Source organism: Psychrobacter sp. M13, from assembly GCF_030718935.1.
Taxonomy (GTDB): domain Bacteria; phylum Pseudomonadota; class Gammaproteobacteria; order Pseudomonadales; family Moraxellaceae; genus Psychrobacter; species Psychrobacter immobilis_G.
On record NZ_CP132194.1, the window covers coordinates 2160538 to 2186246 of the forward strand.

20 protein-coding genes are annotated in these 25709 nt (G+C 40.0%); 14 read left to right on the forward strand and 6 right to left on the reverse strand.

Annotation, left to right across the window (positions count from 1 at the left end; genetic code table 11):
- Positions 1-46 precede the first annotated feature (46 nt).
- From Q9G97_RS09040 to Q9G97_RS09060, 5 genes are all read left to right on the forward strand, one after another.
- Positions 47-1555 (forward strand): dihydrolipoyl dehydrogenase, encoded by a 1509-nt coding sequence (locus Q9G97_RS09040; RefSeq protein ID WP_305898533.1) that lies wholly within the window; start codon positions 47-49, stop codon positions 1553-1555.
- Between the two features lie 91 nt (positions 1556-1646).
- Positions 1647-2846 (forward strand): mechanosensitive ion channel family protein, encoded by a 1200-nt coding sequence (locus Q9G97_RS09045; RefSeq protein WP_305898534.1) that lies wholly within the window; start codon positions 1647-1649, stop codon positions 2844-2846.
- A gap of 197 nt (positions 2847-3043) precedes the next feature.
- On the forward strand, positions 3044-4312 hold the full coding sequence (locus Q9G97_RS09050) for a hypothetical protein (RefSeq protein WP_305898535.1): 1269 nt from the start codon (positions 3044-3046) through the stop codon (positions 4310-4312).
- 325 nt (positions 4313-4637) lie between these two features.
- Positions 4638-4916 (forward strand): hypothetical protein, encoded by a 279-nt coding sequence (locus Q9G97_RS09055; RefSeq protein WP_305898536.1) that lies wholly within the window; start codon positions 4638-4640, stop codon positions 4914-4916.
- A 104-nt stretch (positions 4917-5020) separates the two neighbouring features.
- The gene (locus tag Q9G97_RS09060) at positions 5021-6832 is read left to right on the forward strand and encodes a sensor histidine kinase (protein WP_305898537.1); all 1812 of its coding nucleotides are present in this window, start codon (positions 5021-5023) and stop codon (positions 6830-6832) included.
- Positions 6833-6875: 43 nt separating this feature from the next.
- Here the strand turns inward: Q9G97_RS09060 and Q9G97_RS09065 are convergent, their stop codons facing one another.
- Complete coding sequence (locus Q9G97_RS09065) at positions 6876-7511, reverse strand: LuxR C-terminal-related transcriptional regulator (protein WP_305898538.1); 636 nt, start codon at positions 7509-7511, stop codon at positions 6876-6878.
- A gap of 268 nt (positions 7512-7779) precedes the next feature.
- Here Q9G97_RS09065 and rlmKL point away from each other — a divergent pair, with 268 nt between their 5' ends.
- The 3 genes from rlmKL (at position 7780) to Q9G97_RS09080 (ending at position 12225) form a co-directional block, all read left to right on the forward strand.
- Positions 7780-10080: a bifunctional 23S rRNA (guanine(2069)-N(7))-methyltransferase RlmK/23S rRNA (guanine(2445)-N(2))-methyltransferase RlmL gene (gene rlmKL / locus Q9G97_RS09070; protein WP_305898539.1), complete on the forward strand. Its 2301-nt coding sequence runs from the start codon at positions 7780-7782 to the stop codon at positions 10078-10080.
- A gap of 203 nt (positions 10081-10283) precedes the next feature.
- Positions 10284-10859 (forward strand): TerD family protein, encoded by a 576-nt coding sequence (locus Q9G97_RS09075; RefSeq protein WP_201569638.1) that lies wholly within the window; start codon positions 10284-10286, stop codon positions 10857-10859.
- Positions 10860-11127: 268 nt separating this feature from the next.
- On the forward strand, positions 11128-12225 hold the full coding sequence (locus Q9G97_RS09080) for a DUF475 domain-containing protein (protein WP_201569640.1): 1098 nt from the start codon (positions 11128-11130) through the stop codon (positions 12223-12225).
- Between the two features lie 141 nt (positions 12226-12366).
- On the opposite strand, the gene Q9G97_RS09085 is transcribed toward Q9G97_RS09080, so the two are convergent.
- Positions 12367-13026, reverse strand: a complete 660-nt coding sequence (locus tag Q9G97_RS09085) for a 7-cyano-7-deazaguanine/7-aminomethyl-7-deazaguanine transporter (RefSeq protein ID WP_305898540.1) — start codon at positions 13024-13026, stop codon at positions 12367-12369.
- Positions 13027-13383: 357 nt separating this feature from the next.
- Between Q9G97_RS09085 and Q9G97_RS09090 the strand changes: the two genes are divergently transcribed.
- The 4 genes from Q9G97_RS09090 to Q9G97_RS09105 all read left to right on the forward strand — a co-directional run bounded on the left by Q9G97_RS09090 (position 13384) and on the right by Q9G97_RS09105 (position 17521).
- The gene (locus Q9G97_RS09090) at positions 13384-13959 is read left to right on the forward strand and encodes a TerD family protein (RefSeq protein ID WP_201569644.1); all 576 of its coding nucleotides are present in this window, start codon (positions 13384-13386) and stop codon (positions 13957-13959) included.
- A 190-nt stretch (positions 13960-14149) separates the two neighbouring features.
- On the forward strand, positions 14150-14902 hold the full coding sequence (locus Q9G97_RS09095; protein WP_305898541.1) for a TIGR00266 family protein: 753 nt from the start codon (positions 14150-14152) through the stop codon (positions 14900-14902).
- A gap of 106 nt (positions 14903-15008) precedes the next feature.
- Entirely contained in the window at positions 15009-15623 is a 615-nt protein-coding gene (locus tag Q9G97_RS09100) for a TerD family protein (RefSeq protein ID WP_305898542.1), read from the forward strand.
- A 464-nt stretch (positions 15624-16087) separates the two neighbouring features.
- The gene (locus tag Q9G97_RS09105; RefSeq protein ID WP_305898543.1) at positions 16088-17521 is read left to right on the forward strand and encodes a YfcC family protein; all 1434 of its coding nucleotides are present in this window, start codon (positions 16088-16090) and stop codon (positions 17519-17521) included.
- Between the two features lie 75 nt (positions 17522-17596).
- Here Q9G97_RS09105 and Q9G97_RS09110 read toward each other — a convergent pair whose 3' ends face one another.
- From Q9G97_RS09110 to Q9G97_RS09120, 3 genes are all read right to left on the reverse strand, one after another.
- Positions 17597-18334 (reverse strand): LytTR family DNA-binding domain-containing protein, encoded by a 738-nt coding sequence (locus Q9G97_RS09110; protein WP_305898544.1) that lies wholly within the window; start codon positions 18332-18334, stop codon positions 17597-17599.
- Positions 18335-18346: 12 nt separating this feature from the next.
- A complete protein-coding gene (locus Q9G97_RS09115; RefSeq protein WP_305898545.1) occupies positions 18347-20095 on the reverse strand; it encodes a LytS/YhcK type 5TM receptor domain-containing protein in 1749 nt (582 codons plus the stop codon).
- Between the two features lie 121 nt (positions 20096-20216).
- Positions 20217-21494: a TerD family protein gene (locus Q9G97_RS09120; RefSeq protein WP_305898546.1), complete on the reverse strand. Its 1278-nt coding sequence runs from the start codon at positions 21492-21494 to the stop codon at positions 20217-20219.
- A gap of 236 nt (positions 21495-21730) precedes the next feature.
- Here Q9G97_RS09120 and Q9G97_RS09125 point away from each other — a divergent pair, with 236 nt between their 5' ends.
- Together Q9G97_RS09125 and Q9G97_RS09130 are read left to right on the forward strand one after the other, a co-directional pair.
- A complete protein-coding gene (locus Q9G97_RS09125; RefSeq protein WP_305898547.1) occupies positions 21731-22870 on the forward strand; it encodes an ATP-grasp domain-containing protein in 1140 nt (379 codons plus the stop codon).
- Positions 22871-23301: 431 nt separating this feature from the next.
- Complete coding sequence (locus Q9G97_RS09130; protein ID WP_305898548.1) at positions 23302-24198, forward strand: DUF4238 domain-containing protein; 897 nt, start codon at positions 23302-23304, stop codon at positions 24196-24198.
- A 195-nt stretch (positions 24199-24393) separates the two neighbouring features.
- Here Q9G97_RS09130 and Q9G97_RS09135 read toward each other — a convergent pair whose 3' ends face one another.
- The gene (locus Q9G97_RS09135; RefSeq protein WP_305898549.1) at positions 24394-25581 is read right to left on the reverse strand and encodes a sugar transporter; all 1188 of its coding nucleotides are present in this window, start codon (positions 25579-25581) and stop codon (positions 24394-24396) included.
- Positions 25582-25709 lie beyond the last annotated feature (128 nt).

The window sequence follows — 25709 nt, forward strand, 5'->3', positions numbered from 1 at the left end:
TGATTACTAATGTGCACTAAATACTTCTAATGCGAGAATAATAACTATGAGTAAATCTAAAAATAGCGCTGATACCGACCTATCCTCTGAGCAGTCCTCAATCCAAAAAATAACCCGTAGCGTAGATGTCGCGGTAATTGGTGCAGGTACAGCAGGTCAAAACGCCTTTCGTCAAGCGAGTAAAACCACCAAAAGCATCGTTATTATTAACGAAGGGTTTTGGACGACCACCTGTGTGACCGTAGGCTGCATGCCTAGCAAACTATTAATCGCGGCGGCTGATCGCGCGCATGACGCTAAGTACTCAGAGCAATTCGGTATTCATAGCGAGGTGACGATAAATGGCAAGCAAGTCATGGCTCGAGTACAAGCCGAACGTAGTCATTTTGAGAGCTACATCCATAAACAAGTCGATAGTTGGCCTGATGATAAAAAGATAGCCGGTCACGCCCATATTAATAAGCAAGGTTTAATCGAGGTCAATGACGAGCTGATTCAAGCGGATAGAATCATTATAGCTACAGGCAGCTCCCCTTTTATCCCTGATGGCTGGGATAAAAAGTTAGGCGATACCCTTTTCACCTCAGATACCATATTCGATATGTCTGATCTACCTGAGTCGATGGCGGTTGTCGGGACGGGCGCGATAGGCTTAGAGATGGCACAAGCTTTTACTCGTTTAGGGGTTGCCGTCACGGTATTCAATCGCGTAAACCGCGTCGGTGGACTCAAAGATAAAGACATTAATGCAAAGGCTATCGATTGCTTAAGTGCAGATTTGAAGATGCACCTTGATAGTGAAATAACAGAAGTAGGTACAGTTTTTGCTGATGACAGCTTAGTTGCCTTCATTGACTATACAGATAAAGACGGTAATCAGGTGCGCTGGGAAGGTAATCAGGTGTTAGTGGCTACTGGACGCCGCAATAATATCGATCAATTAGGCGTTGAAAACCTTGGTGTTGAGCTTGATGATAAAAACCGTCCCAAAAATCTGAAAATAGATACGGGTCAGATTGGTGATCTTGATGTCTATATCGTCGGTGATGCTAATGCCCATATCCCTCTATTACACGTCGCTAGTGATGAGGGTTATAGTGCCGGTAGTCGCGTCTGTGAGCAAGATGACGAGGTTTATATTCGTCCACCAGCTACCCCTTTCTCTATTATATTTACCTCACCACAAATCATTAATGTCGGTATGTCGCAGCAAGAAATCGAGGATGATCCTGATCTTGAGTACGTCATTGGTAAAGTAAGTTTCGATAATCAAGGACGCAGCCGTATCATGAGTGTCAACTGTGGTTTACTGCATATTTATGCCTGTAAAGAGACGGATAAGATACTCGGGGCTAGTATGGTAGGTCCTGCTGCTGAGTACATTGGTCATATATTAGCGACTGCTATTACTAATGATATTTGTGTAAAGCAGCTGCTTGATACGCCTTTTTATCATCCTACTATACTGGAGGGATTGCGAACGGCACTACGCGATGTGCAACATAAAATGGACATACCTTTTCAGTCTCTTGATACTCAAGAAGATGGCTTTTAACCAGCGCCTCAGTTAAACTTCTATGCTAAGTCTATTTTGAAACAGGCCTCTTCTAAAATAGGCCCCTTCTAAAACAAGCATGGATGATAAAATGGCAATCGCTACTGTTACTGATTTTTTTCAGGAAATCATTCATGATTTATATACCAGTCTTTATTTGGCGATTGGCGGTTCGATAGATGAAGATACCTTAGATTGGTCAGCTTATGCAGCAGAGCTAACCAGCACGGGTATCAAAATCCTAATCCTGCTCGGGGTAATAGGATTTTTTTATTGGTTGGCGATATATTTTTTAAAACACAATAGCTCCCGCTTACATTTGAATGAACGTCGCGCGAAAATTGTTCGTTCTATACTGCGCTATGTTTGGGTAGTTGCCAGCTTGATTGCCGTTATGAGTCAGATTAATTTTGAGCCAGCCACTGTAAAGGCGACGGCTAAAGCCTGTATTTGGGCGGGTATCTACTACGTATTATGGGCCTCATCAGGACAGATCATTCACAAAGTATTGCAGCACTATGGTCTAAACGCCTCTATCGAACAGCTGCTCAAAAATATATTATCAGTGCTGTTATTAGTGCTGGGGCTTGCCAGCGTTATGGCGCAGTTTGGCTTTGATATTGTCTCTTTAGTCGCAGGTTTAGGTATCGCAGGTTTAGCCGTTGGTTTTGCTGCGCAGTCGACACTAGCTAACTTTATTGCAGGCATTACTATCTTGCTTGAGCAGTCGTTTCAAGTAGGCGACTGGGTGAATATCAATGGCAATGAGGGCCGAGTGGTCGTTATCGCCCTACGTACTACCCATGTACTCACTCGAGATAACATCACCGTCATTATTCCCAACTCTAATGTGGCCTCCTCTGAAGTCACTAATATTACTTCAAAAAACTTCATCCGCTTTGATATTCGTATGCGTATTGCATTTGAAGATGACATTGATACAGCGCGTAAAGAGATTTTGCAGATATTAGAGGATACTGAGGTCATTTTAAGTCGTCCTGAAACCTCGGCTACTGTCGCTGAGATTGGGGAGTATGGGGTGTTTTTTATTGTGCGTTTTTGGGTCAAGCCCGCCTCAGTCGCGCGTATACCTAAGATTAAAGAAAACCTGCAAGAGGCGATTAAGCTTGCCTTTGATAAGGCTAACATCTCAACCCCTTACCCCCATATGCGTTTGCTGATGCCTAAAGACGTTGACTATCCTATTCCCACAAAGCCGTTTGCTACGACTACTCAAATGCTACCTAATGATGAGCTGACCTCAGCCACAGCGACTAAAACTGATCAGTGATGTAAATACGTAGCACTTCTTTTAGAACCCGCTTAGTTTAATCATATTAAAACAAACCTAGCTCCTCATAAAATCAACTCCTATCTCCTGTACCTGTAGATATCTACAGGTACATTTTTGCTGAATCCTTGTTATGCTGAAACAGTAAGCAATAGGTCTAATCAACGTTCATTGATTACTGAAAGGGAGTTCTATTCATGAAAACTAAGTTAAAACTTATTCAAGCCATAAGTGCTATTGGCGTAGGTTTAATGCTTACGACAGGCGCATTTGCTAATGAGCTAGTCAATGGAGACTTTGAGCTAAATCCGCCTACCAGTGGGTTTGGTAACCATTTAGATCACTCGATTGCTCCTTGGGTGCTAGGCTCAGGTAATGGTTCTAACGTCATCAGAACCAATCAAGGGGTTAACTCTACAGGACAAGGCCCTCGTAAAGATGCATCAGCGGCAGTATCGGGAACCATCAGACACTATCTTGATATTTATAATGGAAATAATGACTTCTATCAAACCTTTACAGCCACCTGTAATGGAGAAGCGACTTTTGGTGGTTATTTCTCTACCAGAGCCAATCAAGGTGGCACAGCTTCTGTCACCTTACGCAACGGAACAGGTACCAATGGATCAGTCGTTGGTCAGTCAAATCTTGTCAATCTGCCAGGTGGTACCTCTGCTACAGATCCTTGGACACGAGTATCCTACACTAGCCCAGTGGTGGCAGGTAGTACCTATTCATTGGTCATCAAAATGGATAATCAAATGAATTTTGATGAAGCCTTTGTTAAAGTTAAAGGTTGTAACTATGGACTAGGGCCAGTTAAGCCTGGTGAAGTTATTGGTCAAGTAGGACCCGTTATTATTGATTTTGAAGATGTGGTACTTCCAGTACCCGTGGATAATTGCTGCCCGCCTATCAATGAGCAATCTATCGCTCGCCAGTTAACTCCTGTTTTCCAGCCAGGTGGCGGATCAAACAGTAATTATCGACTGAATTTTTCAGCAACCTCGCAATTTAATAATCAAAATCAAAACTACCTAAACTACGTCAATAGCATGCAACCACCGATCAATGCGCTGATATCTACATGGCGTATTTACGATAAGGCACCTGGCGCTCTTGGCTCACCAGTTCCAACTTCAGGAGGTTGGGGAACTCAAATTGAAGAGTTTTTTACTACGTATCATATTACTAATCCAATAAGTCATGGTAATACTTCATCTAACTATTCAATGAAGCCAAATCATTGGTATCGTGTGCAAGTAGGCACCTACTTTAATGGTAATAATAAATTCTTTCCGAAAAAGTGTGAATCCTCTGATTATTGGGTTAATTGGCAAGTAGGCAATAAATCTGCAGGTTCATCAGGCAGCTTTGTCATCAGTGATGGTAAAAAAGAGCTTGCTCGTATCCAGTCAGAGCCTAGATCTATACCAATGAAGGCTGTACCAATGAAAAGAAGATAGACTCTAAAAATATTTAGAATTAGTTTGACCATGCTTCAAGAGCATTCGATAAGACAAGAAAAACCCATAAAACCTTAGAGACGTTACTTTTAAAAACCAAAAAACCTGTCATTAGATGACGGGTTTTTTACGTCTATGCATTAATTTTTAGCTCACTAATATAAGTGAAAAGACGTTTTGTTAGCTCGATTATTCTTTTATAAAAGTCATATCGACAATGTACCTGTAGATATTTACAGGTACATTGTCGTTGAATAATTGTTATGCTGAATTCATAGGTCAAAAGTAGTTCATCAAAATAATTAATATAAAGGACGCTATCATCATGAAAAATTTAAAAATTTTATTTATTAGCCTAACTATTGCTCCGCTAGTTGTTTCTGTTGCTTATGCAGATGTTGGCGGTGGTGCTGGTAAGGCATACTTTCCAGATTTCTCTGTAAAACAAAAGCTCATTCCTCCACCTGCAATTTTAGAAGAACGAAGAGTTATTAGTCGGCAACGAGTAGATATACTAAAAGCTCAATCATTAGCTATAGCTACCACTAAAAACACCTCAGATGATCCTACAGCTCAAGAAAATAAGAAATTAAGAGATGACTAAATTGAAAAACCAGTAGATAAACGTATTTTTGAGACAATGCTCACTCAGATAAAAGGGTAATCCATATGATTAAACAGCTGATCTGCTTTATATGGTTTATTGTTTTGAGCTCAGTAGCTTTAAGCTCAATCGCTTGGTCAAGCGACGAGCTTATCGCCATAGATGCAGATTGGCAGTTTTATCAGACCGATGATATTAGCCTTGATTACAACGCGATTCCTGCCAGCGACTGGCAAGCGGTTGAACCTTCACAATTACTCGCAACCAATGCCAATAATGGTATCTATGGCTGGTACAAAGTTAGCTTTGATTGGCAGTACAGCGTGAGCGATGACTGGCTCTTGTATTTTGAGAACATTCGTTATGGTGATGAGACTTGGCTTAATGGGCAGCCAATAGGCGCGACAGGCAAGATTCTGACCCCTTGGGATTTTGTCACTCCTAATCCTCAGAACGTTGCCCGAAAATATCAGATTCCATCAAACCTACTCAAACCTCAAGACAATATCTTAGCTGTCAAAGTCAACCTCGGCATTGGCGAAGCTTGGGGCGCGATGTTCCCAGGTGGTGTTGGTATTGGTGGCGATACGATAGCTATCGGTATACCTGATGTCGTTCATGATATATACAATCAACAACTCATTAGTAATACTCGTTTTGATACGATATTAGTGACTTTAGGACTAATTGATCTATTTATTATTATCTTTTTATTTCGTACCTCTATTCATCATTTTCGAGAGTTTTGGTGGTTACTTATCAGTAGCGCAACCATGATGTGTGGCTCATTACTGTTAGATTATTGCTTTATGTTAGGAGAACGGCCTAACGGTCTTAGACTATTTTCTATATTTTTTATGTTGATTGTCCCTCTTACCAGTGCCTTGTATTTTCGAGCTATGTACCAAAACGTATCTGATCGTAAGGTTTATATACTAGTGACATGCTGGCTATTACTGGTCGCGTTTATAGTTACTCCCAATGTTGCTGTCATTATAAAAGAGATCAGTTGGTTACTATGGACAGCACTTGTGGCTATCGTTTATCTTTACTGCTTAATCTCAGTAATTAATGGTATCAGACAGCGTAGTAGTGGCGCGGTATTACAGCTGATCGGTCTGAGTATTTATATTGCCTCAATTCGTACTCAGTGGTTACCTTATGACTTTTATGAGCATCGCAATATTATTATAGGTACTTTAGTATTTCGTTATGCTCTACTGTTCTCTTACTTTCAACGTATTAGTCAGATGAGCAATAACTACAAAAAGCTCTCACAGCGTCTGTTAATAACGATTGAAAATCATAAAAAAGATATCGCCCGCGACTTACATGATGACTTAGGTCAACATTTATCAGCAGCCAAGCTACAGCTGCTATCGTATGACCAAGGTGAAACCAAACTATCTATGAGTTTTATTAAAGAAGAGATCAATGCCGCGATTTTGTCAACGCGCGAAATAATGGAGGGATTGCACCCTATGCTACTAGAGCGATATCGTTTCGATGAAGCGGTATTACAGGAAACTCGGCACTTGATGCGTTTGTATCCAGTAGAGATTGAACTCACTATAAGCAAAACAGGTTTTGATAAAGCTATAGAAAAACAGCTATTTCGCATCATTCAAGAGGCACTACACAACGCTATAAAGCATGGTAAAGCGAATCTACTTCATGTGCAATTGGCTGTTTATAAACATCAAATTCATTTAATCATAACGGACAATGGTGTCGGCTTTAATCCTAATGAGCTGCCTTTATCTTCAACCCATCAAGGTTTTGGTTTGATTAGTTTGCACGAGCGCGTTGCTCTAATTAATGGTAACTTGCAGCTGACTTCTATTAAAGGCGAAAGTACAACAATTAAAATAATACTACCTTATAAAAACAAAAGATTAGCTTTAAAATCTCTATAAAATAAACCGTTAGCTTTTGATGGTAACTCATAGCTATATAGTACTAATTGATATTAACCAAACCATAACTCACCGCTTTTACAATGGCTTGAGTGCGATTGGTTGCCTCTAGCTTTATAAAACAGTTCCTCATATGAAAACATACCGTACGCTGAGTAATACCTAGTTGATAAGCAATTTGTTTATTACTATTACCATCAACCGCGCAGATCAAAACCTCAACTTCGCGATCCGTTAGATGAGGTGCTATTGCTACCGTTTCTTGGGTTTGTATTTCGTCAAGTAATAAGGGCGATACAAAAATTTCGCCGATACTAACCTTTTCAATAGCAATTAATAAATCTTCAAATGCATTGTCTTTTAGTACATAGCCTGATAGCCCAAGAGATAGCAACTGCTGCGCTTTGTAGCCATCTTTCAACATAGTTAACGCAATCAATTGAGTAGGATAGTTTTGCGTCTTAACGGTGTCAATAATCTGCTCAATGCTCGCACCAGACATAGATAAGTCCATAAGAGCAATATCAGGCTGATAGCTGTTAATAATATCAAACGCCTCATCGCCATTCGTTGCACTTGCTAATAAATCAACCCAAGCCAGTTTATCAAACAGCATAATAAGACCTTCCAAAAATATTGGATGATCATCTGCAACAATCAATGTGATTAGGGTTTTCATTCATTCAGTATAGAGCATATAAAAAGCAGTATTAAGTTTTATTACTTAATACTGCTTTTTATTGATAATTTTTGTCAATAAAGATAATTATACTAGGGCGTCTTGATGACAATATAAGTGCTTTTATAATCAGTGCTTTTATAACTCAAGTAATTTTACTGTTTTAAACCTTTGAGCTTTAGACCTGAATCTCTAAAATTATGGTAAAATCGCGGGTTAACATTCCTGCTCAAATCTGCTTTATTTATTCAGCCTTATAGGTATCCGTATGACCGCATCAACCACGCCTGTCTCTGTAGCACCCTCTTTAGCAGCAGACCTATCGATTAATCTTGTTATCACTTGTGCTGATGGGCTTGAGATACCGCTACAGACTGAGCTGACCAGCTTTGGTATCCCTAGCGAAATCAAGAGTACTGGTCGCTTAACGGTTGTAGGAACCCTAAAAGATCTATATACGATTTGTCTTTGGTCGCGGGTCGCCTCACGGGTACTGATGCTAATTAAACGCAAAAACATCAATAACGAATATGATGTCGCAGAGCAGCTATATGGTTTGGCAAAGTCGATCAGTTGGACTGAGCAGTTTAATCTTGAGCAAACCTTTGCGATTCGCTTGTCTGTCGATAAACGTGTCGCCGTCAGTCAGCAGTTTGCTATGCTACGTATTAAAGACGCGATTGCCGATACCTTTAATGAGGTTTATGACAGCCGCCCAAACGTCGATAGTAAGAATCCAGACTTTGCTATTTTTGCGACGGTTAATGATAAGCAAGCTGAGCTATATTTAGACTTGTCTGGTACTAGCCTGCATCGCCGTGGTTATCGTGTAGCGATGACGGATGCACCACTCAAAGAAAACTTGGCAGCCGCCCTGCTTTATAGTGCTGGCTGGCATCTCCAAAACGCCTCTAATGATGCACCCTACTACAATGCACTGATCGATCCGATGTGTGGCTCGGGTACTTTTATCATCGAAGCCCTGCTCATGCATTGCGATTATGCGGTCGGTATCGATAAAGCCGCCAACCAGTTTGGTTTTTATCAGTGGCAGCATCATGATGACACGCTGTGGACAGCGATGATTGATGAGGCACAGACCCGATTCCGAGAGGGCTTAGCTATCGCTATTGAGCAGCCTGATACCCTACCGCTTATTCTAGGCTTTGATGCTGATAGCGGTGCTATATTAGCGACCCAAAAGAACCTAATAGCCGCAGGCCTGCAAGACTTGTTGCCGCTAATAGATCTAGAGACTCGCGCCCTTGATCAGCTCAAAGCTACTTTGCAGCCGATGGTTAAAGATGGCAGATTGAGCAATCCGCTAGTCATTACTAACCCGCCTTATGGTGAGCGCTTAGGCGATGAAGATTATATTCGTCCACTTTATCAAGCATTAGGACTGATCTTACAAGATAGTTTCGCAGGTAGTGGTGTTGATCCGATGATAGGTATCCTTGCCGCTAACGTTGAGCAAGTCGACATCTTACCTATTAGTGAGCCTAAGACTTTGCGCTGTCACAACGGTGCCATTACCGTTTATTTCCGCTATGGTCAGCTTATCGCTGGGCAAGTTGGCTCTCTGATGAGCCGCTTTGAAAAGCGTGAGATTGAGGTTGAAGAAGGCTTAGACTTTATCAATCGTTTGCAAAAGAACTTAGGTAAACTCCGCAAACAAGCTGCCAAAGAAAAGGTCAGTAATATTCGTGTCTATGACGCTGATCTACCGGACTTTAAGGTCGCCATCGACTTGTATGGTGACTACGTGCATGTACAAGAATACGCGCCGCCTAAAACCATTCCACCTGAGACCGCCAAAAAACGCTTTAATCTAGCGCTAATGGGTATCCGTGAAGTATTAGATATTAACCGCGAGCAAGTGTTTATCAAGACTCGTGCCCGTCAGTCGGGTAATGATCAATACAGCAAGCAAGGCAATACCGAGAAAAAAGGTAAATTTTATATCGCTCGTGAGGATGACGCTTACTTTTATGTCAATTTTACTGACTACTTAGATACGGGGTTGTTTATCGATCACCGTAATATGCGCGCACGTATCAAAGCCAATAGCCGCAACAAATCAGTGCTGAATTTATTTGCTTATACTTGTACCGCAAGCGTTCATGCGGCTTTAGCGGGTGCTAAAAAAGTCACTAGTGTTGACTTGTCACAGAATTATCTAGATTGGGGTAAGCAGAACTTTGTACTGAACGGTCTTGATGTCAGTCGCAATAACTATCAATTTGTAGCCGCTGATATATTTGAATGGATTAAAGATAATACTGAACAATTCGATATTATCTTTATCGATCCACCGACCTTTTCAAACTCCAAAAAGTTTCAAGGCACCTTTGATGTGCAGCGTGACCATGCTGCTCTAATCAACCGCGCTATGAATCGCTTGACGGCTGACGGCGTATTGTATTTCTCTAACAACTTTACTCGCTTTGAATTGGATGAGCAGTTAACTGAGCGCTACGATATCACTGATGTTACGCACCAAACCATAGGCTTTGACTTTAATATCAAAAAACCGATCCATCAGAGCTTTGAGATTCGTCATCGCTAAAGCAAGTTATTGCTAAGACGATTATAAGATGATCTGACTTTATTATTAGAAGGGTCATTTATATTAAAACAACATAAACGGGTACAATAATGACCTTATCGGCTTTGATTGGGTCATTTATTGTTGTTATGATAGAGCGCTATTACATAATATTATGTTAGTTAATTCTAAAATAATTTAATTCTAATAAAAAGGATAGTCCTATGGCTTTATCATTAAATAAAGGCGGTAATTTATCGCTAACCAAAACCGACCCAAATCTAACTAAGCTATTGATAGGGTTAGGTTGGGATGAGCGTGCAACCTCTGGTGCTGAATTTGATCTTGATGCTAGTGTGTTTTTATTAAGCACTGCGGGCAAAGTGCGCGGCGACCATGATTTTATCTTCTATAATCAATTAAAATCAGACAATGGCGCAGTCGAGCATACAGGTGACAACCGTACTGGCGAAGGTGATGGCGATGACGAGCTCGTAAAAGTTAATTTGACTCAAGTACCAGCCGATGTCGACAAAATCGTCGTTACAGTGACTATTCATGATGCTGCTGCGCGTAGTCAAAACTTTGGACAAGTTGCCAATGCGTTTATTCGTGTAGTGAACGAAGAGACAGGTACTGAAGTGGTACGCTTCGACTTAGCAGAGGACTATTCTGTAGAGACTGCTATGGTCTTTGGTGAAGTCTATCGCCATAATAATGAGTGGAAATTTCGTGCAGTAGGTCAAGGCTATTCAGGTGGCTTGCAAGCGATGTGTCAACAGTATGGCGTTGATATCTAATATTTTTTAGTGAATTTCATTTTAGTGAATTTCATAAAGGGTTTAAGCTTATCATATAGGTTTAAGCCCTTTAATTTTGAGCGTTAATCCCTATAATAGGAGGGTTAATAATCAAGTGCTTATTTATTGGACATGAAGTTATTAGTAGTAAATTTTCCTACAATGCTTTATCTTCTTGTTGTTTTTATAAATGGTATACAAAGCAAATTTTTATTATTCAATACTTTTTCAAAGCCAGCTTACTTTGTGCTATTAGACAGGATATGTCATGAGACATTTTTATTTAGATTTTATCTTCACTGCTATCGCTTTAGCAGTAGCCGCATGGTGGGGATACTCTCACAGTGGCATAAGCGGGATGTTATCTACGCTATCGATTACTGCTATTTTGGCAGTAATGGAGATATCATTATCGTTCGATAACGCGGTAGTCAACGCTTCGGTATTGAAGCGCTGGGATGCCTTTTGGAAGATGATATTCTTAACCATCGGTATTTTAATCGCCGTATTCGGTATGCGTCTGGTGTTCCCTATTGTCATCGTCGCGGTCACCGCTGATCTGGGTATGATGGAAGTCATCACCCTTGCGCTAAACAATCCAGCAGAATACTCAGCAAGATTACTTGAGCATCACGCTGAGATATCAGCGTTTGGCGGTATTTTCTTACTGCTTGTATTCTTGAACTTTGTCTTTGATGATAAAGAAGTCCATTGGTTTGATTGGCTTGAGAGCCGCTTGGCTAAATTCGGTCAAGTCGATGCGATGAGTGTATTTGTCGCGCTTATCGTGCTGATGGTTGCTGTCTCATTTGCCAATGAGACCCAAGCTGGTGCGGTGTTGATCGCAGGTATTTGGGGTATTTTGGTCTATCTTGGCGTGCAGGTGATATCAGGGTTGCTCGAAGGTGACTTGGAAGAAGAGCTGGACGAGCACGGTAATACTACTGGTCAGACCACTAGTGCTATCATGCGCGGTGGTATTATCGGCTTCTTATACTTAGAAGTACTCGATGCGTCGTTTAGTTTTGATGGCGTTATCGGTGCCTTTGCTATCACTAACGATGTTATCGTCATTATGCTAGGTCTAGCTATCGGTGCGATGTTCGTGCGTTCGATGACGATCTTTTTGGTCGACAAAGGCACGCTCGATGAGTTTATCTATCTTGAGCACGGTGCGCACTATGCTATCGGCGCATTAGCGGTTATTATGCTGCTATCGGTTAAGTTCCATGTACCGGAGCTGATCACAGGTCTTATCGGTATCGCCTTTATAGGCTGGGCGCTGTTAGCTTCGCTTAAACATCGTAAGATGGAAGCACTAAACGAGGCGAACAATCCTGAGCTAAAAACTCGGCAGTTAGACTAGTTCGTTAGTTTGAAATAGTTAGATAAGCAGGCCATAGCAATTAGTTGTTATGGCCTGTTTTTATGCGGTAATTAATTTAGCTAATTCCTGCATATTATGCTGAGATTAACCTGAATATCGTAAGCTTCATTCAATCAAGCTCTACTTCCCCGCCAGCATCTTTTGCAACTTCGCTAATATCACACCGTACAAGGGTAAAAAGATAAGTATGCCCATGATCATCTTAAATAGATAATCTATAGAGCCGATCTCGATCCAATTGGCCGCCATAAAAGGGTCTGGACTTTTGTAAAAGGCGATGGCAAAAAAACAAAGACTATCGATTAAGTTACCAATAAGCGTCGATGCTAGAGGCGCAATCCACCAAGTTTTAAACTGGCGCAACTTATTAAAGACTCGAATGTCTAACAGCTGCCCAATGACATAAGCACTAAAGCTAGCTAAGACAATACGAAAGACAAATAAATTAAAATCTAGTAGCTGCTCATGACCGACGAATACCCCATTAGCAAACACTACTGAGAAATAATAAGAGATTATCAAAGCAGGCAACATAGCAAAGAGAATAATTCGTCTTGCTAATTGCTGACCAAATATACGTACGGTCAAATCCGTAATCAAAAAGATAAAGGGAAAGGTAACAGAGCCCCACGTAGTAATAAAGCCAAATAAGCTCACGGGTATCTGTACTAGATAATTACTAATAGCAATGACAAAAATGTGCAGGCCTACTAGCCAGAATAAAGCACGGCTGTAGCGAATGGATTGAATTGGAGTAGTTAAGATAGTACTGATGCTCATAGAAGAGTCCTTTTTTTAAATCAGGGTTGAGGGAACCTGAGCGCGCATATTATAAAGCAAAATGTTGATAATGGCTAACATGATTATGACGAAAGCGTTCAAATCATTTACGTTACAACTAAGATCCAAGTGTAATAGTGAGTGTAATATAGACACACAAAATACGACTTGCTTAGTCTGCACACGCTTAGTATAGTAAAGCTTGAAGATATATAGGGCTTAGGTTATGGTCAGTGTTACGAATGAATAACTTGAGCAAATATTTTATATATTTAACAGCTCAAATGCTTGAGTTTTTAAAATCCCAATTGACTTAATCGAACAATAAACTTATCTAATAAATCAAAGGACAATTTTATGGCTATTAGCTTATCGAAAGGCGGCAACGTAAACTTATCAAAAGAAGCACCAGGTCTGACTAACATTACTGTTGGTCTTGGCTGGGATCCACGTGCGACCGACGGTCAAGAGTTTGATTTAGATGCGATTGGCTTTTTGGTTAATGAAGGCGGTAAAGTGCGTAATGATCAAGACTTTATTTTCTTTAATAACTTAAAGTCAGATAATGGTGCTGTTGAGCACACAGGTGATAACCGTACTGGCGAAGGTGACGGCGATGATGAAGCTATCAAAGTCAATCTAGCAAGCATTCCAGCTGATGTGAATAAAGTCGCGCTTTGTGCCATTATTTATGAAGGTCAAGGTCGTAATCAGAACTTCGGTCAAGTAGGTGAAGCATACATTCGTATCGTCAATGATAATGGTGGTTCTGAGATTGCCCGTTATGACCTATCAGAAGATGGTAGTACAGAGACGGCTATGATCTTTGGTGAGCTATATCGTCATAGTGGTGATTGGAAATTCCGTGCCGTTGGTCAAGGCTTTAGTGGTGGATTGGGTCCATTAGCAGCATCATACGGTGTCAATGTATAAGTCTTACTAGACTACATAAAGGTAATAACTGAAATCTAAGCCTATTGGTTAATACCTATAAAGCTATCACGTGTGAGTTATTGACGCACCTGATAGCTTTAAAATTAATGACTACTTAATTTATAGAAGTATCTCACTTTATAAGAGCATCTCAATTATTAAACGATAGTATCATGAGGATCTATTCACTATGGCAGCGACTTTTAGCTTAATCGGTACAATTGAACCTTTTTTGCATTGTAATTTGCAAAAGGGCGATTCGATATATTGCGAAGCCAATGCGATGGTGATGATGGAGTCAAACCTTGAGCTCAAAGGTAAATTGCAAGGCGGACTTATGCAGTCGCTCATGCGCCGTTTTGCCAATGATGAATCGTTATTTCAGCAGCAGATTGAGGCGACGGGTGGCGAAGGCGATTGCTTGCTGGCCCCTACTCTCGATGGTGATATGCAGATACTGGACGTTGGCGCTCAGCAATATACTCTAAGCGACGGCGCCTTTGTTGCAGCGCAAACAGGTGTCGATATCAAGGCCAAGATTCAACGTAATCTTGGTGGTGCGGTATTTGGTGATACGGGCGGCTTTATGGTTATGCAAACTCAGGGCACTGGTCAAGTAGTGGTGTCAGGATTTGGCTCACTGTTTGAGATTGAAGTTACGCCAGGTAAAGATGTGGTTATCGATAACGGTCATGTGGTGTGCTGGGATTCCAACCTTGAATATAAGTTATCGGTATCAACTAGCAAGAAAAAAGGCTTTATGGGTAATATTATAAACTCTGTCACCAGCGGCGAAGGTATGGTATTGAACTTCTCGGGTAACGGCAAAGTGATTATCTGCTCACGTAATCGTGATAGCTATCAAGGCTGGCTACAAAGTATCCTCGGAACAAGCTCAGGAGGTCGCGGTGGCGGCGGTGGCTTTTTAGATAACATTTTATAATTATTAGCTATTTATAGTTATTGGCCGTAAGTACTCACTGCAACTCTAAACCTAGCAAAAATATTTTAAAGCTTTCATTATTTATAACTCATAAAAGGAATATAACATGGCAGTTAGTCTACAAAAGGGACAAAAAATATCCCTGAGTAAAGAAGCAGGCGGTACACTCACTCAGGTCAAGTTAGGTCTAGGCTGGGATGTTGCTCAAAATCCACAAGCACAAAAAAGTGGCGGTTTTTTAGGTAAGCTCTTTGGCGGTGGTGGCGGTAGCGATGATTCTATCGATCTAGATGCCTCTTGCATTATGTTTGATAGCAATAAGCAGGCGGTTGATGCTATCTGGTTTAGCCAATTAAAATCAAAAGACGGTAGCATTGTACATACGGGTGATAACCGTACTGGCGCAGGCGACGGTGATGACGAAGTCATCAATGTTGATCTCTCAAAAGTCTCTGCCAATGTAGTGTCGCTAGTCTTTACAGTTAATAGCTTTACGGGTCAAACTTTTGAAACTGTTGAAAATGCCTTTTGCCGTATCGTTAATGCCAATAATAACAGTGAAGTGGCACGTTATAACCTCTCCTCGCAAGGGACACACACCGCGATGATTATGGCAAAAGTATATCGTCATAATAATGAATGGAAAATGCATGCTATTGGCGAAACCGCCTCTGGTCGCACTTTTCATGACTTGATGCCTGCTATTGCTCCGCATGCTTAATTAAGCCGATACCATAACTCTATAAAATAAAAAAGCCCAGCTATTTAAATAGCTGGGCTTTTTCTTTTGAAAAACATAAACCCTAGTCTTAAAATACTTATCTCTTTCATAAAAAACTAAAGTGGGTGTAGGGTGCGCTCCGCGCACCGATTACTTATCACAATCTAGCTTTTGGTACGCATGGCACACTCTAAAAAGGCTATCCCGTCCTGCAATAATTTTATATAAAACGATCTACTTACGTCCTCGCTTTCACCTAAAGCCCCAATCAAAGGCTTTATCCATCTCTTGATGCTTTTAAATCGCACCGAGTTGGTTAACTCGTTGCCAATAATGTACAACTCGTCGTCTATAAGCGCATCTGGTATATTCAAGAACATTATCAGCCATTTCTATATTACAGTTTTGTTTCTATTTAACATATTAATTACATTCTCTAAAACGGATTATTTGGAGCAAAAGGCATGTCAAAGAGTAATACTGATAATGTAGAACTAGTGAGTAAGCCAAAGAAAAAATTTGAGATGCCACACATTTATGTCATCTTATTTGTATTTAGTGCTATTGCAGCTATTCTTACGCACTTTGTACCCTCTGGTAAATACGATCGTGTTCTTGGACCAGAAGGTAGGACTACCATTGATGCCACGTCTTACCATCTTATAGAGCAGACTCCGGTTGGCATCACCGAATTTCTAACTGCTGTGCCTAGAGGTCTTATTGATGCTGGTGAAGTTGTATTTTTCACATTCATTATCGGTGGTATGTTTATGGTCCTTAGAAGGACTGGAATTATTGAAGTTATTGTTGATAAATTAGCACGCAAATTTGCTAATAATGGTTTACTGTTAATAGCAGTATTGACTACGACATTTGCTTTTATTGCCACATTAATTGGTACACCAGAATTATCGCTGGTATATATTCCGGTTATTATGCCGTTAATTATTGCGTTAGGATATGACTCAGTAACAGCCGCTGCAATTGCATTGTGTGGAACCGGTGCCGGCTTTAGCGCTGGTGTACTCAACCCAATCAATACAGGACTTGGACAGAAGCTATCTGGATTACCAGTGTTCTCAGGAATGGGTTTACGTTCAATCGTATTCGTTTTGGCAGTAACTGCGGTTGTTTTCTTTATCATAAGATACGCCAAGAAAATTAAGCAGGATCCATCCAAGAGTTATGTGTATGAAGAAGACAGTGAAAAAAGAATAGAGTTTAATCAAATTGCGGGTGGTACTGCTCTTGTTATGACATCTCGTCAAAAGCTTGCTGCATATGCAACGCTTATTTTCTTTGCAGTATTAGTATACGGTGTACTTAAGCAGGGCTGGTTCATGATAGAGATGTCTGGGCTGTTTGTGATCATGGGCATCGTAGTTGGAATGATTGCTGGTCTTAAACTTACTGAGATATGTGAGGGCTTTAATCAAGGCTTTAAAGATGTATTGATGGGCGCTTTTATCGTCGGCTTAGCTCGTGCAGTTGCTGTGGTATTAGAAGATGGCAACGTCATGGACACTCTTGTACATTCTTTGGGGACTTTAGTTGGAGATTTACCTCCTGAGCTGGCAGCAGTTGGCATGTACTTTGTCCAAACTGCAATTAATTTCGTAATCTCCTCTGGTAGTGGACAAGCTCTCGTTACCATGCCTATTATGGCGCCACTTGCTGATCTCGTTGGAGTAACCCGACAGACTGCCGTTCTAGCCTATCAGCTTGGCGATGGCTTTACTCACGTTCTTTTCCCTACTAGCGGCTATTTTATGGCAGCACTAGTTATCGCGGGCGTTCCTTATCAAAAATGGATGCGCTTTTTCTTACCACTTTTCGGAGTTTGGGCTATGATTGCTATTGGCTCGCTAATCGTCGCACAAATGATAGGTTGGTCATAAACGATAATTAAATCACATTATCAATAATAAAAGGGGTAGATATTTATTATATCTGCCCCTTTTTATAATCAAATATCATAAGCCAAGCACTTGTTTAATTGTCTTAACGTACGAACGACTTACTGATATTTTAGAGCCATCTTTTAATACGATTAAATAAGTCCGATTGAACCAAGGCTCTAAGACTGCTATTTGTTTAACGTTAACGATATAGCCTCTATGCACTTGAACAAATCTATCACCAAGTTTATCCATTAGTTTGTAAAGTAGCTCATCTGTTAAATACTTTTTATCCAAAGTCTGAATATAGGCTTGTCTATCTTCAGTACCTATATACAAAATATCTTTGGTATTGATAACGATAATTCTATCGTCTTCTTTGACAGTAATACTGTATTTTTTCTCTTTACTTAACAATGGCGCGGATTCCACAATATTTTCTGAATCAAGTTTGCTATTTAAATTCACTAACTTATCTACCGCTTTTAGAAGCCTAACTTTATCAATAGGCTTAACAATATAATCTATAGCATCAAGCTCAAAAGCATGTAACGCATACTCGCTATAAGCAGTCACAAAAACAATCATCGGTGGCTTTTTCATATTATTAAACTGCTTGGCAAGATTAAGACCGTTACCATTTTCAAGTTCTATATCCAAAAACACCGCATCAGGTTGCTTCTCATTAATATCCCATAGTGCTTGCTGTATATCTTCTGCTTCACCAATCACATTGACTACCCCTGTATCCTTTAAGAGATAAATTAGTTCTTGTCTGGCCAATACTTCATCTTCAACCACATAAACATTCATTAGTATCTCTTCCTAGGTTTTAGCTGGTAATATAATTGAGACACAAGTTCCTTTGTCACAGTGACTGTCTATCTTAAAACTCACATCTTGACTGTACAAAGCGGTCAGTCGTTCTTTTATATTAAATAATGCGGTGCCAGTTCCATCTTTGGACGACTCCACTACACGTTCGCCCAGATCTACTATACGATTTGATGCGATGCCAACGCCATTATCAGAAACCTTAATCGATATTAAATTTTCTGATACTTTCTTAATCTTAATGCAAATAACGCCTTTAGCGATTGCTTTTTTAAATCCGCCATACTTTATTGCGTTCTCAACTAAAGGTTGAACGATGAAGGGAGGAATCAGCTGTTCAGTTAAATTGGGCTCTATGGCTATATGCACCTCAAACCTATCTGGGAAACGAGCTTGTTCAATGGCCAAATAAGCTTGAACATTTTCCATTTCCTTAGCGACTGGAACTAGGAAATCTGCGATTCCAGTCAAATTATTTCGCAGATAAGTTGATAAATGCAATAGCAAGTCTCGCGCTAGCATAGGATCTATTCTACATAAAGCGACAATTGTATTGAGAGCATTGAATAAAAAGTGAGGTTGAATTTGCGCTTGTAAGGCTTCTATTTTTGAATTTTGTAGCAGCTGATTATGACGTTCAATCTCACCAAGCTCCAATTGATTTGAAAAGAGTTTACCCAAACCTTCGATGAGTTCTTTTTCAACAGCACTGATATGACTTGAGCTTGCATAATAAAAGGTAATAGTACCGATTATTTTTTCGTAAACACAAAATGGTACGACTACAGAAGCTTTGCTATTAGACTTATTAGAAAAAAAAGCTTTCGACTTTGATTCATTCAGTACTGATTTACCGGTTGCCAGAACCCGCTTACGTGAAATTAAATCCTCATTACTATCTCTTTTTTTATTGGTTGCGCCTCCCGTATAAGCTAGTTCACGTAACCCTCTTGTAATAGCAACATGCTCTACGGCAGTTAATTTTCTGATGATTTCTGTACTTTCTTTAGCGGATTTTTCATCAAGACCTGCTCGAAATAAAGAAAAGGTTTGGTCAGCAATGGAAAAGGTTTTGACGGTTTGACTTGCTCTCGTTTTATCCTCTTCTTCTACCACATTATAAAATATCAGTGCACAAATCCATATTCCTATACTATTAACAATTATAATAGGTGGGCCTGTAAAACTAATTAATTTGAGAGCAGCATTACTATCGGCAGTTAAAATGGGAATAGCCAAGATTTGAATGGTTAAAATAATGATGCTGGTAAAAAACATGTATTTAGGCTTGACTCGACCAATTCCGCGCCATTTGTAGCCACACCATCCTGAAAGAGCTCCGCCAAAAATAGATACCCAAAAAACAGGACCACTAATAAAGCCACCCATAAATAAACGATGTGCGCCTGCAATTAAGGACGCTCCTATGCCTACTATAGGACCTGCAAAAAATCCACCAATAATGATGCCAATGTTTCTTGTGTCTGCTACTGCATTATTAGACTCAAGAGTAGGATTCCATAAATTGGATATGACCGTATGGTTGCCTGGCTCTACAACCAATGCAGTATAATTACCAATCACCCCAAATATACCGAATATCAAGGTCAAAAAGAGCAGATCTATTAAACCAACTCGGTGGTAAATCATCTTTCTAAATATTGATAGTCTAGTTATCAAGAATGCAATAGTGACGATAAGAGTCATCCGAGATAACATCTGTGACAATATTTCCCACATTAAATTCTCTTATCTCCGTAGCAAATAACTATTTTTGGCACTGTAGGTTAATTCAGTCACTATCGTAAAACTAATAACTAATCGCAATTTCTAACGGGTATGAAAAATACCGCTAGGACTTCTACTTACGGCCACGCTTCCAGCTAAAGCCCCAATTAAAGGCTTTATCCATCTCTTGATGCCCTTTAAAGTATTGGTTGATGCGCTCAACGTTGATACTGCCTTGTTGATTGACTAAACGTGCAATCGCACACATTGGTAGATTTCCAGCGCCTTCGGTCAAGCGCGTCTCAATAGGTGGCTGCTCTGGGACATGGACGGTCACTACCCCATCAGTCTGCGCCCAGTTCGGTGCGCCCTCGTAGATAAAGGCAAAGATAAATACTTCTTCAATCTGTGCCCATTGCTGACCGTTAATATCGAGCCACTCACCGCCACTGACTTGACCTGTTCTATCATCAGCTCGCAAGCAAACAAAAGGCGCAGTCTGCAGGCTACCAAAGCGATTTCCCAAGGCTTGAATCAAGGTTTTTTCGCCATTTTTCAGGTGTATCATTGCGCCCACATCAAGATCAATACCGCTAGCACCATGTGACTTAAATAAATCGCCTAGCAAGCCTTTTTTCGGTGCGGCTTTGTCTACATTAGGACGCTGATTCCAGTTTAAGTTAACCGATATCTTGCCAAAATCATCACGTTTGGTCAGGTTGATACTGGTTTGGTTTTTGGTTAAAGTTATTTTGCTAAGATTAATATTTGAGGGTGTAGCAGTTGTCGAAGAATTAGTAGTAGGAATCGGTGGCGGTGTACTTGTCTGATTTGCACTGCCTGCTCTTGTAGTATTAATCGGCTGGGGCTTTTGCGTATTAATCGAATGATTGTTAACTGGTGGCGTGGGTGCTTCATCGGCAATCTCAACACCAAAGTGCTCAGACAAAGGCTTCAGCCCGCCTGCAAAACCTTGGGCGATAAAACGGAACTTCCAACTGCCCTGACGACGATAACATTCGGCTAAGATAATAGCTTTTTCATCGCGTCCACTGCTACTTAGCTGACAGGTCAATAGCACTTGACTGCCCTGCAATACTTGAATATCGACATCGCCAAGCTGCGACAAGGTTTGATCACTTGAAAACGCTAAGGCAATTTTATCGATAGCAGCAGGCTGGCTCGATAAATTAATATCAAAAAATCCATCGCTGTCATGACCACGAAAGCTAACACTATTATCGTCACTACTCTTTTGACCATAAAAAATCATATCGCCATCGCCGCGCACTTTGCCATCAGTGGTTAAGCGATAGGCTGCGCAGTCGATAGCGTTTTGGCTTAATATACGAATGCTGATATTATCGGTTGGCAGTGGCGCATTGGCGCCAGCGATTAGGGTTTGACTCATAGTATTTGTCCTTAAATTTATAATAATTAATGCGGGTCTATTGATGCCTGTTTCACTATTGTCATATAGTAGCATGGATAAAGAGCTACTTTTATAGCGACTTCTAAGCTTTATAACTGCCTACCAAATCTACATCCAAAAACGAGCTTTTAATCTTAACAGTCTATAAACATTTATATTTTGCCGCAGTTGTATATAATGACGATGACTTATATTTAGGGTGTTTTGAGAATATTATGGATACTATTAGTAATAGCGATATACAAGAAAAACCAGTTGCTGCATGGCTCGCCGAAGGTCAGTCCAGCCAGCGCGATATGCTTGCCAGCTTACAAAGCCTAAAAGCTGACGCTGCAACGCCTTTTTCTATTATCGCTTCACATCGACATAATCGTGCTGAGATTTTTGAATATGCTGACGAGGTCTATTTAGAGCCTTATGTTAGCAATGATGGTAGTGAAGACGTGATAGCTGAGCCTATCGGACCACGCTGGCAGTTTGTACTAGAAAATGCTCAAAAAGATAATGTCAAAGTATTATTGACTGGTCGTAATGGTATCGACTATGAAGTACATAGAGAGCAGTTCACTGTGGCCGGTATTCGGCTATTAACTGGTGCAACTAGCGTAGAGGCACTGGCTTCAATTGAAGACAAATTTGCTTTTATGCAGCGTTGCCTTACGCATGATATTCCAGTGGCAACCGCATGGCGCTTTGATAATACTGCCGAGCTCAAAACCTTACTTGCCAAGCACGATCATCAGCCGCTATGTGTCAAGCCTGTCACGGGTATTTTTGCCCAAGGGTTTTGGCGACTTGATACAGGTAAAGAGACTAGTGAGCACTACGATAGCTTTGAGCACCTGTATTTTACAGAAGAGAAAAAGATCAACACGGCGCAGTTTATTGAAGCTTACGATAATAGTCAGATCATCAAAGAGCGCCCGATTCCGATGCTACTGATGCCTTATTTATCAGGACGTGAGTATTCTATAGATGTGGTCTGTGAATATGGCGAGGTACTTGCCGCTGTCACTCGCTATAAGACTGGAAAAATTCAGCATATCGGCTATGATGAGTCGGTCATGGCGGTAGTCATTCCCTTAATAAAAGCCTTTGGCTGTGATGGAATCGTCAGTGTGCAGACTAAACAAAATGATGACGGTCAGCACTGTGTGCTGGAGATAAACAGTCGGCCTGCTGGTGGAATCAGTTATACCACTCATAGCGGAGTTGACTTAACGCAAATAGCGTTTGGCTATTGGTTAGGCTTAACGGCTAAGCCCAGACTAGAAGACATTATTGAGCAAATTACACCCTGTCAGGTACGCTCAGTGATGACTAGTGTAAAGATAGAGGGAGAAATAGTTGAGTGAAATTTAAACTGTGTTAACCTCTAATACCTAAGTTATACCCAAAACAATTTTTTAATCGATCAAAAATAATTAATAAAATTAACTGGTTATGAACAAGTGATCTAGAAATCGTCCAGTGTAAATAACGCAATTTGGGCATGCTTATTCACCGCACAGGTGACTTGTGAGAACCGTCTAAAAACTGCATGTTAATTTACTCTAAGTACAGCTTTTCGTCTTGCGCTTCGGGTAATGATCTCCCAGACACTTACTAATCCTAGCTCATTGCAAGGGAAATGCTTTATAGAGTGCTTTCACAGAATACAGAGGTTTATTTATATAGCCATAAAATATGAAGATAAACGTTTTATTTTACGAATACCGTTAATATGATTTATATTATTAATAATTAAGTTGATGTTCTATCATTTTTAGCTAAGGTAAATAAATTCATGAACCCACCCAAAAAACATCATTATGTACCACAGTTTTTTTTAAAGCCTTGGCTTACCAATGGAATGCTTAGTTGTTACATTATAAAAGAAGATAAGACTTTTAAAAGCCCAACTAGGAAAACTGCTCTTGAAAACAATTTATATATGTTTGATGGTGATGAGATAGAGTCTCAATTTCTTTCTCCTTTTATAGACAATCTTTTAGACAATGATGTAATAAAAGTTAGAAATAAAAGTTGGAAAGATTTATCTTCTCGTACCAAAAGTAACTTTTTCAAGTTTCTAGTTCTTCTTGATGCTAGAAATCCACAATCTTTAAAATCAATATCAAGTGGCTATGAAGAAATTAAAAACAAAGTAGAGTTGACAAAAATAGAAGATGGTTTTGAGGATTTGATAAATAATGAACATTATGTATTCCTATGCATAGCTATTCACGAACTCAACCTTAAAGTTAAAAAACCTTTGCCAGAAGAAAATAACGTTTTTAAGACTAGTTTATACAATATGTATATGAAAATTAGCCGTTTAATAGATGATAATGAGTTGTTTCCAAGCTTTCAATCCATATTAATGAAAAAAAACTTACATTGTTTAGAAATAAATATAGAGCGAGATAGGTTTGTTACGTCAACAGTGCCTGTTAGAAAAATGGGTAACTATAATGGCAGTTATTTAACAAATGTAAATATCAGTCCAAGAAAATCTTTAATCTTTAGCAACAATATAGATTATATAAATAAATTTGTAGATCTAACCACAGAACAAAAAATAAATGAAATAAATTATTTTAATATCAATAAAATGCCTAATTCTTTTCAACCAGAAAGAATTATACTGCCTAGCGATATAGAACTTAGCTACGTAAAAAACATGCTTAAACGTAAAGCATAGCTTCTATTGATATCGTTGAAGCTATCGTTATTAATTTACCCCATCGTAAAGGTTATCTATTAGAGCTCTAAAAACTGCATACAAATCTTAAGTTTTTAATTTCTACTTAAAGTATAGCTTTCTGACCTATAACTCAAGCAAAGCTATATTATCCATCTGTCTGCCCTCATTAAAGCTTTTTCCATATCTTAACTTTCAATTCAACTCATCAAAGCGTTTTATCATATAAATCATTAACAACAGCGCGACAAAGGCAATAGCTGCACCGACGAAACCGACGCTTGAAATTGAGATATAAGTAACCGCATAGCCACCGAGCAAAGCTCCCATGCCTATGCCTAAATTGATAACAGCAGAGAACATCGCCATCACCATATCCTGCGCATTGATATCAATCTCAATGACTTTTGATTGAATGGTGAGCATCAGTAGTAGCATAGCAGTGCCCCAAATCACGGTAATGATACTGAACCACCAAATTGACGTCACCGTCCATAGCATCAGCAGCATAGATACCAATATCAGTATTGTAGAGACTAACATCATTATTACAGTGGATGTATCGCTCCAACGACTAAAGATATAGCTGCCGATAAGCCCTGCACAGCCGAATAATAGTAGTATAAAAGTGACTGAGTTTTCGCTAAGCGATCCGACCCGATTCATAAAGGGTTCGATATAAGAGTAAGCGGCATAATCAGCGGTAAATACGACGAAGCAAAATAGATATAAACACACCAACAAGGGGTTTTTTAATAGTTCTGGAAGCTTTTTAAACGACCCATCAAACATACTAGGCAAGTTTGGCAGTAGCTTTGCCTGTAAAACAAACACGATAAAAGCAATAATACCGATACCTGCAAAGGTGGTACGCCAACCAAACCATTGACCTAGTATCCGCCCAATGGGCACACCTAATACTAGCGCTAGTGACGTACCTGTCGCTAATATGCTCAGTGCTAAAGCCCTTTTACCTTCAGGTGCTACGCGCAAGGTTATAGCGGCAGTGATTGCCCAAAATATCGCATGAGAAAAAGCGATACCTACCCGACTAATAAGCAAGACCTGAAAGCTCCAGGCAAACACCGATAACGCGTGGCTGGCGATAAATACTATAAACAGCGCCAGTAGTAAGCGCTTACGCTCAAGTCTGCTAGTCAATAACATCAAGGGCAATGACATTGCCGCGACTACCCACGCATACAGAGTCAACATCCATCCTGTTTCGGCGGTAGTAATAGAAAAATCTTTGGCAATATCACTGAGTAATGCTACAGGAACAAACTCTGTGGTATTAATAACGAACGCGCTAATCCCCATTAAGATGACGCGAAAGTATTGGGTGCGTACAGAGACGGTATCCGCTTCAAATTGAGCTGTCATATGATCTACTCAAAAAATGCTAATTTAATAAAATTAGCTTGAGATTGGCGATAGGAGCTTAAACGAAACTTAACATTTGTACTCATTGATTTTTGATTATCTAACAGCTTAGTATGAATGGCAATGAA

Excerpts from the sequence above, each read along its gene's own strand:
- Q9G97_RS09115 (WP_305898545.1), bottom strand. The coding sequence starts at position 20,095 with ATGTGGGAAATATTGTCACAGATGTTATCTCGGATGACTCTTATCGTC.
- Q9G97_RS09100 (WP_305898542.1), top strand. The coding sequence starts at position 15,009 with ATGGCAGTTAGTCTACAAAAGGGACAAAAAATATCCCTGAGTAAAGAA.
- Q9G97_RS09095 (WP_305898541.1), top strand. The coding sequence starts at position 14,150 with ATGGCAGCGACTTTTAGCTTAATCGGTACAATTGAACCTTTTTTGCAT.
- Q9G97_RS09055 (WP_305898536.1), top strand. The coding sequence starts at position 4,638 with ATGAAAAATTTAAAAATTTTATTTATTAGCCTAACTATTGCTCCGCTA.
- Q9G97_RS09105 (WP_305898543.1), top strand. The coding sequence starts at position 16,088 with ATGTCAAAGAGTAATACTGATAATGTAGAACTAGTGAGTAAGCCAAAG.
- Q9G97_RS09050 (WP_305898535.1), top strand. The coding sequence starts at position 3,044 with ATGAAAACTAAGTTAAAACTTATTCAAGCCATAAGTGCTATTGGCGTA.
- Q9G97_RS09085 (WP_305898540.1), bottom strand. The coding sequence starts at position 13,026 with ATGAGCATCAGTACTATCTTAACTACTCCAATTCAATCCATTCGCTAC.
- Q9G97_RS09090 (WP_201569644.1), top strand. The coding sequence starts at position 13,384 with ATGGCTATTAGCTTATCGAAAGGCGGCAACGTAAACTTATCAAAAGAA.
- Q9G97_RS09120 (WP_305898546.1), bottom strand. The coding sequence starts at position 21,494 with ATGAGTCAAACCCTAATCGCTGGCGCCAATGCGCCACTGCCAACCGAT.
- Q9G97_RS09125 (WP_305898547.1), top strand. The coding sequence starts at position 21,731 with ATGGATACTATTAGTAATAGCGATATACAAGAAAAACCAGTTGCTGCA.
- Q9G97_RS09080 (WP_201569640.1), top strand. The coding sequence starts at position 11,128 with ATGAGACATTTTTATTTAGATTTTATCTTCACTGCTATCGCTTTAGCA.
- Q9G97_RS09045 (WP_305898534.1), top strand. The coding sequence starts at position 1,647 with ATGGCAATCGCTACTGTTACTGATTTTTTTCAGGAAATCATTCATGAT.
- rlmKL (WP_305898539.1), top strand. The coding sequence starts at position 7,780 with ATGACCGCATCAACCACGCCTGTCTCTGTAGCACCCTCTTTAGCAGCA.
- Q9G97_RS09135 (WP_305898549.1), bottom strand. The coding sequence starts at position 25,581 with ATGACAGCTCAATTTGAAGCGGATACCGTCTCTGTACGCACCCAATAC.
- Q9G97_RS09130 (WP_305898548.1), top strand. The coding sequence starts at position 23,302 with ATGAACCCACCCAAAAAACATCATTATGTACCACAGTTTTTTTTAAAG.
- Q9G97_RS09110 (WP_305898544.1), bottom strand. The coding sequence starts at position 18,334 with ATGAATGTTTATGTGGTTGAAGATGAAGTATTGGCCAGACAAGAACTA.
- Q9G97_RS09065 (WP_305898538.1), bottom strand. The coding sequence starts at position 7,511 with ATGAAAACCCTAATCACATTGATTGTTGCAGATGATCATCCAATATTT.
- Q9G97_RS09075 (WP_201569638.1), top strand. The coding sequence starts at position 10,284 with ATGGCTTTATCATTAAATAAAGGCGGTAATTTATCGCTAACCAAAACC.
- Q9G97_RS09040 (WP_305898533.1), top strand. The coding sequence starts at position 47 with ATGAGTAAATCTAAAAATAGCGCTGATACCGACCTATCCTCTGAGCAG.